At 71.4% G+C, this 15186-nt stretch carries 14 protein-coding genes; 8 read left to right on the top strand and 6 right to left on the bottom strand.

Annotated elements, in window-relative coordinates:
- Positions 1 to 59: 59 nt before the first annotated feature.
- From IPH07_26080 to IPH07_26065, 4 genes are read right to left on the bottom strand one after another with little or no spacing between them, the layout of a single operon-like run.
- Positions 60 to 2048, bottom strand: a complete 1989-nt coding sequence (locus IPH07_26080; GenBank protein MBK6920891.1) for a hypothetical protein — start codon at positions 2046 to 2048, stop codon at positions 60 to 62.
- A gap of 29 nt (positions 2049 to 2077) precedes the next feature.
- Entirely contained in the window at positions 2078 to 2677 is a 600-nt protein-coding gene (locus IPH07_26075) for a hypothetical protein (GenBank protein ID MBK6920890.1), read from the bottom strand.
- Positions 2674 to 3303: a hypothetical protein gene (locus IPH07_26070; GenBank protein ID MBK6920889.1), complete on the bottom strand. Its 630-nt coding sequence runs from the start codon at positions 3301 to 3303 to the stop codon at positions 2674 to 2676. The genes IPH07_26075 and IPH07_26070 overlap by 4 nt, the downstream gene beginning before the upstream one ends.
- Before the next feature lie 20 nt (positions 3304 to 3323).
- Entirely contained in the window at positions 3324 to 4499 is a 1176-nt protein-coding gene (locus IPH07_26065; protein ID MBK6920888.1) for a rhomboid family intramembrane serine protease, read from the bottom strand.
- Between the two features lie 401 nt (positions 4500 to 4900).
- Here IPH07_26065 and rpsB point away from each other — a divergent pair, with 401 nt between their 5' ends.
- From rpsB to frr, 4 genes are all read left to right on the top strand, one after another.
- Positions 4901 to 5812, top strand: a complete 912-nt coding sequence (gene rpsB, locus IPH07_26060) for a 30S ribosomal protein S2 (GenBank protein MBK6920887.1) — start codon at positions 4901 to 4903, stop codon at positions 5810 to 5812.
- Positions 5813 to 5824: 12 nt separating this feature from the next.
- Entirely contained in the window at positions 5825 to 6481 is a 657-nt protein-coding gene (tsf, locus tag IPH07_26055) for a translation elongation factor Ts (protein ID MBK6920886.1), read from the top strand.
- 168 nt (positions 6482 to 6649) lie between these two features.
- The gene (locus IPH07_26050; GenBank protein ID MBK6920885.1) at positions 6650 to 7369 is read left to right on the top strand and encodes a UMP kinase; all 720 of its coding nucleotides are present in this window, start codon (positions 6650 to 6652) and stop codon (positions 7367 to 7369) included.
- A gap of 46 nt (positions 7370 to 7415) precedes the next feature.
- Positions 7416 to 7973: a ribosome recycling factor gene (frr, locus tag IPH07_26045; GenBank protein MBK6920884.1), complete on the top strand. Its 558-nt coding sequence runs from the start codon at positions 7416 to 7418 to the stop codon at positions 7971 to 7973.
- Between the two features lie 59 nt (positions 7974 to 8032).
- Here frr and IPH07_26040 read toward each other — a convergent pair whose 3' ends face one another.
- Positions 8033 to 8869, bottom strand: a complete 837-nt coding sequence (locus tag IPH07_26040; protein MBK6920883.1) for a site-specific DNA-methyltransferase — start codon at positions 8867 to 8869, stop codon at positions 8033 to 8035.
- A 173-nt stretch (positions 8870 to 9042) separates the two neighbouring features.
- Between IPH07_26040 and IPH07_26035 the strand changes: the two genes are divergently transcribed.
- The 3 genes from IPH07_26035 (at position 9043) to IPH07_26025 (ending at position 11443) form a co-directional block, all read left to right on the top strand.
- Positions 9043 to 9849, top strand: a complete 807-nt coding sequence (locus IPH07_26035; GenBank protein MBK6920882.1) for a hypothetical protein — start codon at positions 9043 to 9045, stop codon at positions 9847 to 9849.
- On the top strand, positions 9849 to 10739 hold the full coding sequence (locus IPH07_26030) for a hypothetical protein (protein ID MBK6920881.1): 891 nt from the start codon (positions 9849 to 9851) through the stop codon (positions 10737 to 10739). The genes IPH07_26035 and IPH07_26030 overlap by 1 nt, the downstream gene beginning before the upstream one ends.
- An 80-nt stretch (positions 10740 to 10819) precedes the next feature.
- Positions 10820 to 11443: a sigma-70 family RNA polymerase sigma factor gene (locus tag IPH07_26025; protein MBK6920880.1), complete on the top strand. Its 624-nt coding sequence runs from the start codon at positions 10820 to 10822 to the stop codon at positions 11441 to 11443.
- Here IPH07_26025 and IPH07_26020 read toward each other — a convergent pair.
- The gene (locus IPH07_26020; protein MBK6920879.1) at positions 11440 to 13923 is read right to left on the bottom strand and encodes a serine/threonine protein kinase; all 2484 of its coding nucleotides are present in this window, start codon (positions 13921 to 13923) and stop codon (positions 11440 to 11442) included. The two genes, IPH07_26025 and IPH07_26020, sit on opposite strands and share 4 nt — an antisense overlap.
- A gap of 158 nt (positions 13924 to 14081) precedes the next feature.
- Here IPH07_26020 and IPH07_26015 point away from each other — a divergent pair, with 158 nt between their 5' ends.
- The gene (locus tag IPH07_26015; GenBank protein ID MBK6920878.1) at positions 14082 to 15035 is read left to right on the top strand and encodes a hypothetical protein; all 954 of its coding nucleotides are present in this window, start codon (positions 14082 to 14084) and stop codon (positions 15033 to 15035) included.
- Positions 15036 to 15186 lie beyond the last annotated feature (151 nt).

Here is a 15186-nt window from a genome sequence, read left to right as displayed (position 1 = left end):
CGCAGGCCATGCCGCCGACCGCGATCGCGAAGGCCACGAAGACGAGCAAGGCGCAGAACTTACGGATCATCGCGGGGTCTTTCCGGCAGGAGGTCGATCAAGGGTAAGGCGTGCTCGCCGGGCCACTTGGGGGTTCCGGCGCTGAACAGGCGCCCGCCGTCGTACACCCTTCGGCGGGTTGCGTCGACCAGTTTGGGGTCGGCGTCGGACCAGAGGTCCTTGCCGCGTGCCCAGAGGGTCTGCGCCGCGGGAGCATCGCCGAGATCGAGGGCGAGTTCCAGCCCCCACAGCGCCACGTCCCAACGTTCGGGACGCAGCCGCCTTGCACGGGCATAGCGATGGAAGGCTGCATCGGCGCGCCCGAGCCGATGCATGAGCCGTCCGCTGGCGGCGGCGACCTCGGAGGCGTAAGGAAACTCGCGCTCGGCCCGGGCCAGCAGGGCATCGACCCGCGCGACGCGCTCGGCGTAGGGGAGCTCCGCCACGTCGAGGGTCACGCTGGCGAGCGCGGTCAGGATCCGATCCTCGCGGGCACGTGCGCGCGCCAGTGCGGCCTCGAAGTGACGCTGCGCGAGGGTCCATTGCTCGAGCTGCACCGCGAGGCGGGCGGCGCACAGGTGGGGCAGCGCGTCCTCGGGCGCCAGCGCCAGGGCGCGCCGACAGTGGGCACGCGCGCGCGCCAGCAGCACGGGGTCCTCGTCACCCTCGGTGGCACGCATCGTCGCGATGGTCAGCTCGCCCAGCAACGCGTGGGCGCGGGCCGAGTCCGGTGCACGGCGCAGCGCAACCTCCCACAGTCGTGCGTCGCTCTTGTACGCGGTCGCAGCCGCCTGGGCGAAGGCGCCCTGCAGCACCACCAGCGCGACCGCGGGGGCGTAGGCGATCGCATCGTGGCCGAGCCTGCGGGCCAGCGCGCGCCCGAGCATCCACGCGAGCGTGCCCAAGCCCAGGCACACGAAGATGCTGGGCAGGTACGCGAAGCGATCGGCGCGCATGTTCGGCAACGCGACCAGGTTCGAGGTCGGCACCCACGCCAGCACGGTGGCGAACGCGACCAACGACCACGTGCGATGGCGGCCGCGCACGAAGCTGACGGCGGCGTGACCGAGCGCGAGCGTCAGCCCGGCGGCCCCCAGCACGGTCGCGGGCGCCGTCCAGGAGCCCGGGCGATCGACGTACTCCGGCGAGAGCCCCAACGGCAGCAGCATCTGCTGCAGGTAGCCGAGGTGGATCTGCACGCTCGATGCGAGCACCTCGCTGCGCGACCACGCCGCGGCGTGGATGCCCAGCTGCGCGGCGTAGGGCGAGAGCTCGCCCAGGATGTAGCGCTGATGCGCGAGCGCGGCCACGCAGCCGACGGTCAACGCGAGTGCGGGCGCCAGCACGCGCGGACGCGACGGCCATGGCCGCGGCCACGACCACACGCTGACGCACCACAGCGCCGGCAGCGGAGCGGCACTGAGCTTGCTGTGGCACGCCAGCAGCGCCAGCATGGCGGCGGCGACCAGCGACCACGCGCGCGCGCGACCCCGTGCATGCGCGCCGCGATCCGCCTGGATCATCGCGGCCAGCGCGAGCAGGGCCGCCAGCGCGTCCTCGCGGTACGACACCACCGCGACGACCTCCGCGTGGATCGCCAGCGTGCCGAAGATCGCGACCACGATGGCGACCGTCGTCAGCGGCAGCTCGCGCGCGCGCAGCCACGCACCCAGCAGGCCCGCGGTGGCGACGTGCAGCGCGATCGAGAGCAGGTGGTGCCAGAACGCGTGCGCGCCCAGCAGCTGGTAGCTCAGCACGTCGAAGGCGACGGCCGCCGGCCGGAACGCGTCGGGCACCGCGGCCGCGTGGGCACTGCGGCCGAGCAGCAGCGGCAGATCGCCGGGGCTGCGCAGGAAGCCGTTGGCGAGCAGGGTCCAGTGATCGTCGTAGACGAAGCCGAACCATAGCGTCGGCAGGTACACCACCGCGACCAGCACGAGCACGCCACCCAGCACGACCCGCGGCGGCAGCGAGGTCGCACGATCCGGGCTCGGGTCGGGGGGCGCCATGATGGCGTGCTCGCCCGTGGCGGCCGCCGCTACTGCGCCGCGCGGCGCGGGCAGTCCTTGCGACGCTTCGCCAGCTTCCCGCAGTGCGCGTAGTCGATGCCGTAGGCGATCGCGAGCGTGATGATGCCGGTCAGCGCGATCGCACCGCCGGCGGCGGCGAGGCCGTTGAAGATCTTGCCACGGTCGCGCAGCTGCCCCTCGCGGGCGTAGGTCAGATCGTTGGCGTCATAGGCCTTGTTGAGCTGACCCTGCGTGATGCGGCCACCGATGGCGGTGCCGAGGAAGAGACCGCCGCCGGCGGCGGCCATCACGACGCCGGCCCAGAAGAAGCCCGAGCGCGTGCGCTGGTGATCGGGTCCGGCGTCGACCTGCGGCGCGGGCGGAACCACGGTGACGCCGTCGTTCGACGCGGGTGCGTCGTCCGAGATGATCACGCCGTCGTCGGTCCCCGGGGCCGCGGGGGCCGCTGGCGCGGTGCCCGGTGGCGGTGGCGGTGGCGTGGTATCGGGCTCCACGACGCGGTGCGCGACGGCGTGGGCTTCGACCGCCGCGGGATCCAGCACCGGCGGAGCGGCGAGGCGCTGGCAGGCGAGGCCCGGCAGCACGAGCGCGATGCACAGTCGCTTCATGTCGCGCCTCCCGTCGACGCGTCGCCGGCGGTCGCAGTCGCAGTCGCGCCACTCGAGGCGCCGCCGTCACTCGATTCGCCGCCGCTCGAACTGCCGTCGCTCGAGCCACTGTCGCCGGTGCCGGTGTCGGGCAGGCACAGACCGAGCTGGCACGTGAAGCCGGCGCTGCACTCGGTGGCGTCGGTGCACGGCGTCAAGCAGAAGCCCTCCACGCAGACGTCGCCGTTGGGGCACGACGCGGCGTTGGCGGGATCGCAGCGGCGACCGCAGACGCCGACCTTGGCGGTCGAGCCCCCGCTGATGAAGCTGCCCCCACTGCTGAGGTTCACGCCGAGGTCGAGGCACTCCTGCGCGGCCGGGCACGTGGTCTTGCCGACCTCGCAGCCGCTGGAGCACACCCCGTTGAGGCACACCAGATAGCTGTCGTCGGTGCAGACCTCGTCGAACGTGTCGGGCGTGCAGGGCGTCTCGCAGAGGCCGGCGCGGCAGGATTGCCCGGTGTGGCAGTCACCATCGTCGTCGCAGGTGTAGCGGAACGACGGTGGTGCTTGGCGATCGGAGTAGCAAGCGGAGGCTGAGGCGACGCCCACCACGAGTGCGAGCGAGAGCGAGAAGACGTGGCGCATGGAGGAGGGCCCGGGCGGCGCTACTCTATCGCAGCGACGGAGATTCGAGTTACCCGAGGCAACATCGGCCGCGGTGCGCGCAGCGACCCCATGAGCGACGTCCGGGTTTCATCGTAGCGGTCCGCCCAGGGCTGCGGCAGCTCGAGGCTCAGGACGAACAGCCGGTGGTCGGCGCCCGGCAGGAACACGACGTCGCGGATCATGGGCGTCTGCTCACGTCGGAACGCGAAGCGGGCGTGGATCGCCCCCGGCGGCAGGGGCAGCGGCTGCCGCACTGGCAATTCGCGCACGTCGAGGCCGCGGCCGACCGCACTCAGAGGATCGAGGCGGTGTTCGCGGTACCAATCCACCGGCGGTCCGCGATCGCTGGGTGCCTCGCCGGCGGTGAGCACGACCATGCCGCCCGCCGTGGTCCACTCGAGCTCGCCGAGCGGGCCGAAGCGGGTGTTCCACTGCGCGGGCACGTCGGCGGTCCAGCCCGAGCCGAGCTCCACACGCGCCGGCGCGCCGCCGCGGGCGAGCGCCGGCGCGGCCGCCAGCATCACGATCGCCAGTGTCGCCGCGATCGCGTTGGCCGGCGACGAGCGCTCGATGTGCGCGGGCAATCGCAGCCGCATGAACGGGGCGAACGCCATGCCGCAGACCAGGCCACCCAGATGGCTGGCGTGATCGACGGTGGGGTTGCCGACGGTGACGGCGAGCGTGACGAGCAGGAACGGCAGCACCCACAACCCGAAGTGATGGCGCACGCGCGGGCCCAGGCGGCCGCGGTGTCGCAGGCCCAAGACCACCGCCGCGCCCAGCAGGCCGAAGACGATGCCCGAGGCGCCCGCCGACACCTGCGGCGTGAGCACGAGGCTCGCCGCGGCCGAGCCGACCATCGCGACCAGCACGAGGTGCAGGTAGTCGACACGTCGCGTGACCTGCTCGAGCGCGCCGCCGGCAGGGAAGAGGAACGCGAGGTTGAACACCAGGTGCGTCCACGAGGTGTGGACGAAGTGCGAGGTCAGCAGCCGCCAGCGCTCGCTCGCGTCGCCGACCAGCGCGGTGCTGCGGGCCCCGAGCTCGACCACGTGCACCGCGTCGCCGAGGTCGAGCGTCGGCGTTGGGGCCAGCGTGGGCGGCACCCAGCCCAGCTGCACGAGCACCAGCATCACGACCGAGGGCACGCACAGGCCCAGCGTGACCCACGGCACGCGCCGGGAGCCCGGTACGACCGGGCCGGGAAACGGTGCGCGCGGGGTCCCCACGCCATCGCTATACGGTGCGGTCGCGGCGCGACCACGGGCGGGCGTGGGCTGGGGCGGCATCCGCAGCCGCCGGTCCGCGCGCCCGTTCTGGGGCCCGCCGGCCCGCCGCGGGCCAGCGGCCAGGGGTACGCGCTCGGACCCCACGACCGGTGCGCAAGGGGGCGCCTTGCCCAAGCCCGCCGCCGCGTGCTAGCAAACGCGCCTTCCCATCACCCATGCAGCCCGAGGGCGCCTCGGCGTGACCGCGCGAGCGGTTGAAACAACAGGTCCACTCGAATCGCACGTGCGATCCGCGTGGGCTGGCGACCCGACGACGACTGCAGCGGCCCAACGCCACGAAAGCAACCATGGAAACCACCACCGATCGCGAGCCCTCCCAGCAGGCGCTCGAAGAAGCCCAGCGCATCATCACCATCAAGCACCTGCTCGAGGCCGGCGTGCACTTCGGTCACCGCACCGACCGCTGGAACCCGCGCATGGCCCCGTACATCTACGGCGCCCGAGCTGGCGTGCACATCATCGATCTCCAGCAGACCGCGGCGCTCTTCCGCCGCGCGTACGCCTTCATCCGCTCGGTCGCCGCCGACGGCAACCCGGTGCTCTTCGTCGGCACCAAGAAGCAGGCGCAGGACGTCATGGTGAGCGAGGCGCAGCGCGCCGGCCACTTCTACGTCGCGTCGCGCTGGCTGGGCGGCACGCTGACCAACTGGAAGACCGTGAAGCAGTCGATCGACAAGCTCCGCGGCCTCGAGCGCATGGCCGAGGACGGCACCTTCGGCAAGCTCACCAAGAAGGAAGTGCTGCAGATGGACCGTCTGCGGCAGAAGCTCGAGCGCAACCTCGGCGGCATCAAGGACATGCCGAAGCTCCCGGGCGCGATCTTCGTGATCGACCCCGCCAAGGAGCACATCGCGGTCTCCGAGGCCAACCGCCTCAAGATCCCGGTGGTCGCCGTCGCAGATACCAACGCCGACCCGAACCTCATCACCCACGTGATCCCGGGCAACGACGACGCGATCCGCTCGATCAAGCTGTTCTGCACCAAGATCGCAGACGCGTGCATCGAGGGCGGTCGCATCGGCAAGGCCCGCGCGGTCATGTCGGCCCACGACGACGAGGCCCCCGAGACCATCCGCGTGATGACCGGCGGCGACGGCCCCAAGGTCGAGGTGGTGTCGCGCCGCGGCCCCCTGCCGACCCCCGAGGCCGCCGCGAGCCCCGACGTCGACGAAGACACCTTCGTGCCCGAGAACAACTAGACCGAGGACCCCATGGCAGAGATCAGTGCAGCACTCGTCAAGCAGCTTCGCGATTCGACCGGCGCCGGTCTGATGGATTGCAAGGCTGCGCTCAAGGAGACCGACGGCGACATGGACAAGGCCGTCGAGTACCTGCGCAAGAAGGGCCTCGCGGCCGCGGCCAAGAAGGCCGGTCGCATCGCGTCCGAGGGCGTGGTCATCAGCTACATCCACTCGAACAACCGCGTCGGCGTGTTGCTCGAGGTCAACTGCGAGACCGACTTCGTCGCCAAGACCGACGACTTCAAGGCCTTCGCCTACGACGTGGCCATGCAGATCGCGGCGATGAACCCCGACTGCGTCCGTCGCGAGGAGTTCGATCCCGCCGTGATCGAGAAGGAGAAGGCCATCGCCCGCGAGAAGGCCATCGCCGACGGCAAGCCCGAGAAGATCATCGACCGCATCGTCGAGGGCTCGATCAACAAGCTCTTCGCCGAGCGCGTGCTGCTCGAGCAGGCGTTCGTCAAGGACGACAAGAAGACCATCGAGCAGGTGCTCAAGGAGTTGGTCTCGAAGATCGGCGAGAACATCCAGCTGCGTCGCTTCGTGCGCTACGAGCTGGGTGAGGGCCTCGAGAAGAAGGCCGACAACTTCGCGGCCGAGGTCGCCGCGATGGCCGGTCAGACCTAGCGTTCCCAAGACGCGCACGATTCGCGGCCCGCTCCCCCACGCGTCCTCGTTCGACTCGCGAGGGGCCGGGCCGCGAGTCGTTCGTGCACCGCACAAATCCCGCGGTGCTCCCGCGTTGGCGGCCGCCCTATCCCGGCTCGCTCGGGTTGCGTTAGGCTCCTGCCTGCCGTGTCGTCCAAGCCCCGTTACAAGCGCATCCTCCTCAAGCTCTCGGGTGAGGCGCTGCAGGGGGGCGGGTACGGCATCGATCCCGAGGTCCTGCGCACCATCGCGACCGAGATCCACGCCGTGACCGAGCTCGGCACCGAGGTCGGTGTCGTGATCGGCGGCGGCAACATCCTGCGCGGCGTGAGCGTGGCGGCGGGCGGCATGGACCGCGCCGGCGCCGATCACATGGGCATGCTCGCCACGGTGATCAATGCGCTCGCGATGCAGGACGCGCTCGAGCGCATCGGTGTGCCGGCGCGCGTGCTGTCGGCGATCCCGATGCAGGGCATCTGCGAGACGTACATCCAGCGCCGCGCCGTGCACCACCTCGCGAACTCGCAGGTGGTGCTGTTCGCCGCCGGCACCGGCAACCCGTACTTCACGACCGACACCGCCGCCGCGCTGCGGGCCCTCGAGGTCCACGCCGAGGTGCTGCTCAAGGCCACCAAGGTCGACGGCATCTACGACCGCGATCCCGCCAAGTTCCCCGACGCACGTCGCTACGAGCGCCTCGACTATGTCGAGGTGTTGGCGCGCGGGCTGTCGGTGATGGACGGCGCAGCGATCGCGCTGTGCCGCGATCACGGCCTGCCGGTCGTGGTGTTCGACATGCTCGGCCGCGGCAACATCCGCCGGGTCGTGTGCGGCGAATCCTTGGGTACCATCGTGGCACCCGCCTAGGCCGCGCTGACGGGCGCGCTCACCCAGAGACAGGCAAGGAACGACGATGAACGACGACGCAGTGCAACTCGCGAAGGACGGCATGGAGAAGGCCATCGAGCGGCTCAGGCGCGAGCTCTCGCGCGTACGCGCGGGGCGTGCCAATCCCGCGCTGCTCGACGAGATCAAGGTCGACAGCTACGGCAGCCTGATGCCGCTCAAGCAGGTCGCGACCGTGAGCGTCGCCGATGCGCGCCTGCTGGTGGTCAAGCCCTACGACCGCAGCACCATCGCCGCGATCGAGAAGGCCATCAACAACTCGCAGCTGGGCTTGAACCCCAACAACGACGGCGTGGTGGTGCGGGTGCCGATTCCGCCGCTCACCGAGGAGCGCCGCAAGCAGCTGGTGAAGACCGTCAAGGACGCCGGCGAGGACGCGAAGATCGCGATCCGTCAGGTCCGTCGTGAGACCAACGACTTCCTCAAGGCGGCCGAGAAGGACGGCACCATGTCCGAGGACGACCTCAAGCGCGGCCTCGAACAGATCCAGAAGCTCACCGACGCCGAGATCAAGAGCGTCGACGACACGGTCGCGAAGAAGGAAGCCGAGATCCTCGACGGCTAGCGCAGCCTGGACCCCGCGAGGGGGTCCCAGCTGCTCCCGTACCGGGCCTGCGCCCGCCGCTACTCCGCAGCAACGTGCAGGCGCGCACGGCCACCGCGCGCCGGCAGCTCGGCCTCGAGCCGGCGCTGCGAGAGCTCGAGGTACTGGGCCTCACGCTCGATGCCGATGTAGCGGGCATGCCCGCGGAGCGCCGCGACGCCGGTGGTGCCGCTGCCGTTGAACGGATCGAGCACCACGCCGCCAGGCGGACAGCTGGCGGCGACGATGCGCGACAGCAGCTCGATCGGCTTCTGCGTGGGGTGGTTGCCGTGGCTCTTCTCGGACTTGCCCGGCGCAAGCATCCGCCACACCGACTTCATCTGCTTGCCGCCGTTCTGGCGTCGCATCGCGGGGTAGTCGAAGTGGTGCTTGCTCTTGCGATCGCGTGCCGCCCACAACACCGTCTCGGTGCTGTGGGTGAAGTAGCGGCACGAGAGGTTGGGCGGCGGGTTGGGCTTCTCCCACACGATTTCGTTGAGCAGCTTGAAGCCGAGCTGCTGCATGGCGAAGCCGACCGAGTAGATCACGTGGCTGGTGCCGGAGACCCACAGGGTGCCGTTGGGCTGCAGCACCCGCTGGCACGCGGCCAGCCACGCGCGATTGAAGGCGTGGTTGTCGTCGACACCGAGGCTCTTGTCCCAGCTGCCCTTGTCGACGCTGACGCGTCGACCCGACTTGCAGGTGCTACCGCCGTTGGAGAGGAAGTACGGCGGGTCGGCGAAGATGACATCGACAGACTCGGCCGGTAGCTCGGCGAGTCGTTCGAGGCAATCGCCGGCGAACAGCGTGGCGCTGCCGTCGGGGCTGCGCCAGTGTGGTGCCGATGCGGATGTGGATGGGGTGGGGAGGGTGCCCACGCCGCGAGAGTGGCGAGCGTTCGCGTGAGAACCCAAATTTTCGACGAAGCGCGCTCGTCGTCGGTGGCGAGCCCCGGTGGCGAAGACGCGGGCTCGCGCCGCGACACGCACTCGTCGCAGTTTGTTGCTGCCGCGCGCGACGACCTGCTATGCAATCGCGAGCGAGTTCCACGATGTCGTCGCCTCGAACCAACCGTAGCGATCGGGAGCGGACGCGCAGGGCCGCGTGGTGGCGCGGGCGGGCGCAGGCGGGCGTGCTGGCGTGCATCGCCGCCGCGGGCTGCAACCGCGAGCGCAGCATTCCCAGCGCCCTGCCCGACGAGGAACCCTCGCGCCGCACGGCGGAGTCGTTCCTGCACTGCGTCGAGGCTGGCAACAGTGCGTGCGTGGCCGCCGGCGACAACCATGGCGGCTGGGACGCGCTGCATCTGCTGTTGTGGCTGGCCTCGGGCTCACCCAGCGGCATCCTCGAGGCGCTGCCGCGCGAGCTCTACGATCACGGCAACGGTCTGCGCGTGCAGGAACGCTTCGTTCGCGAGGTCGAGCGCTATGCCGCGGTGCTGCGCGGAGCGGAGTGCGACTCGGTCGCGTCGCAACCGGCCGCGGCGCTGGTCGAGTCTGCGTCCAGTGCGGCGCGCAAGCGGCTCGAGCGGCTCGGGATGTGGCAGGGCGGACTCGCCGACGTGGTCGAGGGCCTGCGCGAGGAGGCGCACGCGTCGCTCGATGGCGGCGCCGTGGTGCGCTTCGACTGCGCGCGGGATCCCTTCCGGGTCTACCTCGCGACCCATGAACGCGACGGCCGCATGGTCGTGGTCGGCATGACGACCTCGTTGGCGCCGGAGTTCGGTGGCGACGTGCCGTCGCGCCGCGACGTCGACGTGCGCCTCACCAGCGCGCCGCTGGGGCTCGGCTCCGCGCAGGTCCCGGTGCTCGAGGGCGCCGTCGATCCGTGGATGCCCTTTGCGCTGGAGGAGCTCTGATGTCGAGCTGGATCGCCGCCGTCGCCCACGGCTTGGCCGGGCGCGCGTTGCTCGGCACCACACTGCTGGTCGCGCCGCCCGCTGCACCCGACGCTGCGGGCATGCGCGACGACGGACCACGTGGCTTCGAGCGCCTGCCGGGCTTCGCCACCATCGTGATGAGTCACGTCGGCGCGTCGCTGGGCCTGGGCGTGCTGCCGGGCGCAGAGGGCTTCGCGCTCGAGCCGGGCCTGCTCATCACGCTCGGGCTCGATCGCGTGCAGGTATTCGATCGCGACATCGCGCGGCTGCAGGACGGCCGCATCCAAGACACGGTCGCCGCACCGGCCTGCGCGCGTCGCTGCCCGATCTCGCTGTTCGACGCGTTCCAGGCCGAGTGGTTGTCGCTCGCGATCGAGGGTAGCGAGCGCTCGATCGGCCTGCCGAACTCGCTGGTCATCGCCGCGCACGGGCGCGTGCCGGCCAGCACGCTACTGGCCACCGCCTACGCCGCTGCGTCGGCGCGACCGCTGCGTCCGCCGACGCTCGCCTTGGTGCTCGGCAGCTCCGGCCGCGGCCTGCGGGGGCAGCCGTTCTCGCTGCTGCCACCCCAAGGCCTCGAGCTCGGGCAGGGCTCTGCGGCGTTGGGTCTGCAGCTGGCGTTCACCCACGGCCGCTACGAGTTGGGCGCCGAAGACCCCAGCGCCGTGCGAAGCCTGAGGACGGACAACCTCGCCAGCCTGCGAGCGACGCTGCACGAGATCAAGAAGCGCCACCCCGGCAAGCAGGCGATCATCCTGCGGCCCATGGACGGCGTCACCGTGGGCGAGCTGGTCGAGGTCATGGCCGCGGTGCGCGCCGAGTTCCCGCGCATCGTGCTGTCGGCGGGGCAGGACGTGGTCCTGCCGTGAGCGCGCGCGCTCGCGCGCGGTAGCCGTGTACACTCGTCGACGCCGCGAGCGGGTTCGCAGCGCGGGCTAGAGCGCCTCCCATGCCTTCAGACGTCGAGCTCCTGCGTGCGTGGCGTGGCGGTGACAACGAGGCCGGCAACGAGCTGGTCCGCCGCAACTTCATGAGCGTCTACCGGTTCTTCGTGAACAAGGCGAGCGACGACGTCGACGACCTCATCCAGCGGACCTTCCTGGCGTGCGTCGAGGGCCGCGATCGGCTGCGCGAGGACGCCAGCCTCAAGGCCTACATCCTCGGCATCGCACGCAACCAGCTGCTCATGCACATGCGTCGACGCGAGCGACGCGAGACACCCTACGCACCCGAGGAGATGTCGGTCGCGTCGGTGTACGGCTCGCCCAGCCGCGTGATGGCGGATCGCGAGGAGGAGAAGCTGCTGCTGCAGGCGCTGCGGCAGATCCCGCTCGATCTCCAGACCATCGTCGAGCTCTACTACTGGGAGCAGCTGCCCGTCGGCGAGATCGCCGTGATCCTCGAGGTGCCGGCTGGCACCGTGAAGAGCCGCCTGTTCCGCGCCCGCGATGCGCTGCGCGAGCAGCTGACGGTGATGGACGTGCCCGCGCAGCTGCAGCGCACGACCATCGAGGGGCTCGAGCACTGGGCCCGGGCGCTGCGCGACAACATGCGCTCCGATCAGGGCGGCTAGTCGCGCCAGCGGACGATCGCTGCGCGCAGGCCGTCGGCGGCCGGACCCATGCGGGCCAGTCGCGAGCTCGCCGCGGTGACGAGGTCTTCGCTGCGACGCGGATCGATCGCCACGGTCCCGCGGGCGAGGCGGAAGAAGCCGTCCGCCTGTGCGAGCGCCCGTCGCTCGTCGGCGCTGGCGATGGCCTCGGCCTGGGCGAAGTGGCGCGCCGCGGCTTCGGGGTCGCGACTGCGGTCGAGCTCGCCCAGCAACAGCAGCGGCGCGATGCGGCGGGCGTCGTCGTCGGTGGTGCCGCGGGTGAGCACGTCGAGGGCGATCGCGGCGTGGGGGCGCGCGGCGTCGCGGCGCCCGGCCATGAACAGCACGAACGCGAACTCGGCCCGCGCGAACGCGGTCATCGGGTGGTCGCCGCCCCAGGCGCGCTCGGTCGCGGCGGCGGCGGCCTCCCAGGCTGCGATCGCGGCGGCGTCGCGGCCGGCGGCGACCGGTACCCGCGCGCAGGTCATCGCGACCTCGGCGTCGACCACCGATCCGGGCATGGATTGCGCGGTCACGTCGTGGGCGCTGCGACACCACGCCGTGGCCTCGTCGTAGGACTCGCGTGCGTAGGCGAGCGCGGCCATGGCTGCGAACACCCGCGCGCGCACGCTCGCGGTGCTGCTGCGCGCGTCGCCGTCGATCGCCGCGACCCAGGTGGCGGCGGCCTCGCGATCGCCGAGCTCGGCCGCCCCCGTGAGTGCGGCGAGGGCCAGCTCCTCGGCACGTCGCGGCGCGGCGAGGGCCACGAGCGCGGCGTGGGCGGTGCGCCACGGTGTCGGATCGTCGAAGCGACCCCGCGCCCGCAGTCCCAGGCCCTCGGCGAGGGCGATGGTCATCGGGTCGCCGAGCTCGCGGCCACGGTCGCCGAGCGCGTCGGCCAACGAGGGCGCGGCGGGGTCACCGAGCGCCACGGCGATCTCGGCGCGTGCGACTTCGTCGGCCAGCGCGGGCGGAGCGGCTTCGGCCGCCGCGGTGACGCACTCGGACGGATCCCACAGCAGATCGAGGGTCGCGATCGCACGCTCGAGTCGGCCCGGCATCGCGGTGCCGCCGGAGCCCGCCGGCACCGCGGCAACGAACGCGAGCACGTGGGCCTTGGCGTCTCGCAGGCAGGCGCGCTGCGTCGCCACGTCGGCGCCGCTCGAGCTCGCGTCGCAGACCCGCTCCCGCGCGGCGCTCCACACCGTCGACCAGGTGTCGAGCCGCTCGCCCACGCGCGTCAGGGTGGTCTCGCGGAAGCCCGCGGTCGAGCCGGTGAGTGCGGTGCGCAGCCGATCGAACGCGTTCGAGTCCCAGCCGCTGTCGGCCAGCGCGTCGCTGCAGCCGCCGTCGTCGGCCCGGTGCAGCGCGAACGCCGTCGCACCGGCGGTCGCCAGCGCGAGCCCGCCGGCGGCCGCGATCCAACGCACCGTGCGACTGTGATCGTGCTCGGTCTCGAGGATCGCGAGCAGGTCGTCCATCGATGCGTGTCGCAGCGATGCATCCGGCTGCAGGCCCCGCACGACCGCGCGGTGGATGTGCAGCGGGATCTTCACGTCGCGGGGCGGCGGCGCGATCATCCCGCGCAGCTTGGCCTCCAGCATCTTGCCGGCGGTCCCGGCGACGTAGGGTCCGCGGCCGTAGAGCGTCTCGTACAGCGCGAGGCAGAAGCTGAACTGATCGCTGCGTGCGTCGGCACGCGAGCTGAGGTGCTGCTCCGGGGCCATGTACGCCGGCGTGCCGAGCACGGTGCCGGGCTTGGTGAGCGACACGTGCATCCCCGGCAGCGACACGTCGCCGCCGAAGCGAGAGGCCATCACCGCAACCGGTGCGGTGAGCTCGCGGGTCACCCGCGCGAGACCGAAGTCGGCCACGCGCACGCGACCGTCGTCGCCGACGAGCACGTTGCTGGGCTTGAAATCGCGGTGCACGAAGCCGCGTGCGTGTGCGAACGCCAGCCCGCGCCCCGCGGCCACGAAGGTGTCGCGAATCTCCTTGAAGGTGTGTCGCTCGGCGCCCCACTCGGCGAGGTTGCGGCCCTCGACGAACTCCATCGCCATGAACACGCCGTGCTCGTGGCCGGTCGCATGGGCCTCGAGCACACCGGGATCGAAGGTGCCGACCTCGAGGAACTCGACGATGTTCGGGTGGCTCAGCTTGGCGAGCGACTGCGCCTCGCGGATCAATCGAGCGCGCGCCGAGCTGGCGCGGTTGTCCGCGACCAGCAGCTTGATGGCGACCACGCGCCCGGTCTCGGGGTCGCGCGCGCGGTACACCGTGCCGCCGCCGCCGGCGCCGAGCCGCTGTTCGAGGCGATAGCGACCGACGAGCTTGGTCGGGTCCGAACGGCCGAAGAGCCGCGCCTGCAGCATCTCCAGCGATTGCTGCGACGCGAACCCGCCGTCGGGTTTGGCCCGCTCGAGCAGCACGCCGAGGGGATTGCCGTTGTCGTCCTCCGCCAAGATCGGGACTCGTGCTCGGCGACCAGTGTAGCGTAGCGGCGGTGGACCGCGCGCTCGGCCACCCACTAGAATCGAGCGAGCGATCGCGCGCAGGACCGCACGTGTGGCATCGCGATGGCAACACATCGGCCCTGACAGCCGGCCGCGAGGTGAAGAACATGCAACCGCGGCGAGCTCCCTACGTCACTGGCGTCCTGCCAGCCCGAGGCCGACCGAGATCGTCGTCTCCGGCGGAGTGCACCCCGCGACTGCGCTGGCTGCAGGTCCTCCCGCTGCTCGCCGTCGCGTCGTGTGGTTCGTGCGGCCCCGAGCGGCGGCTGCCCGATGTCGTCCCCGACGACGCGGCGACGCGCTACGCGAAGGCGGTGTGCGGCGCACAGGCGCGTTGCGGCTGCATCGGCGAGGTCTTCGACGATGCGGCAGCATGCGAGGGCGCAGCGATCGAGCTGTTCGAGGCCATCGCTGCCACGCCGAGCCTCGAGTTCCACGACGACTGCTTCGAGTCACTCCTCGACGTCTTCACCACCGGGGCCTGCGACACGGACGAACTGCTGGGCTATCGCGGGTGCCAAGTGTTTGCGGGGACGGTGCAAGCGGGTGGTGCGTGCACGCCCGAGGCGCAGCTGATCGCGGACTGGTCGCCGTCTCTGCACTTGCGAGGTGGGCTTGCCTACGCACAGTGCAGTGGCCAGCTCGAGTGTGTCGATGGTCGATGCGGTGATGCCGTCAAGGATCTCCCGCTCGGCGCCCCGTGCAACATCACGAGCGGACACCACTGTGCGAACGTCGATGCGATGACGCCCGCAGGGTGCGGTATCGACGGCGTCTGTCATCCTGGGCAAGCCGACGAAGGCGCCGCCTGCAGCTTCCCGCACGGGTGCGACGATTCAGTCTGCGCCGGCCTCGACCTGGACGCGCCCGACGTGCCCGGCGTGTGCACGCCCTACTTGCAGGTCGGTGACGCGTGTGACGGCGAGTCGCCCGGAGCGTGCGGCACGGTCGGCTACTGTTCTGCCGAAGGGAGGTGTGTCGAACCCTGGCCCTCGCTCTGCGACGCGCTGGTGATCGGACCTGGGCGAGTCGACGTACTCGACTGGCTGCCGCTCGAGTAGGCGGGCCGAGGGCCGCCGTCGGCGCCGAGCCGCTCGTCGAGCCGGTGGCAGCCGACCAGCCTGATCGGGTTCCATCGGCCGCGCTGGACCGCGCGCTGGGCCGCCCGCTAGAATCCTCGCGAGCGCTCGTCCGCAGGACCGCACCAGCGGC

It is taken from the genome of Deltaproteobacteria bacterium, from assembly GCA_016709225.1.
Classification (GTDB): domain Bacteria; phylum Myxococcota_A; class Polyangia; order Nannocystales; family Nannocystaceae; genus Xiheibacterium; species Xiheibacterium phototrophicum.
Note: the sequence above shows the minus strand (reverse complement) of the source record. Positions and strands in the feature narration are given on the sequence as shown.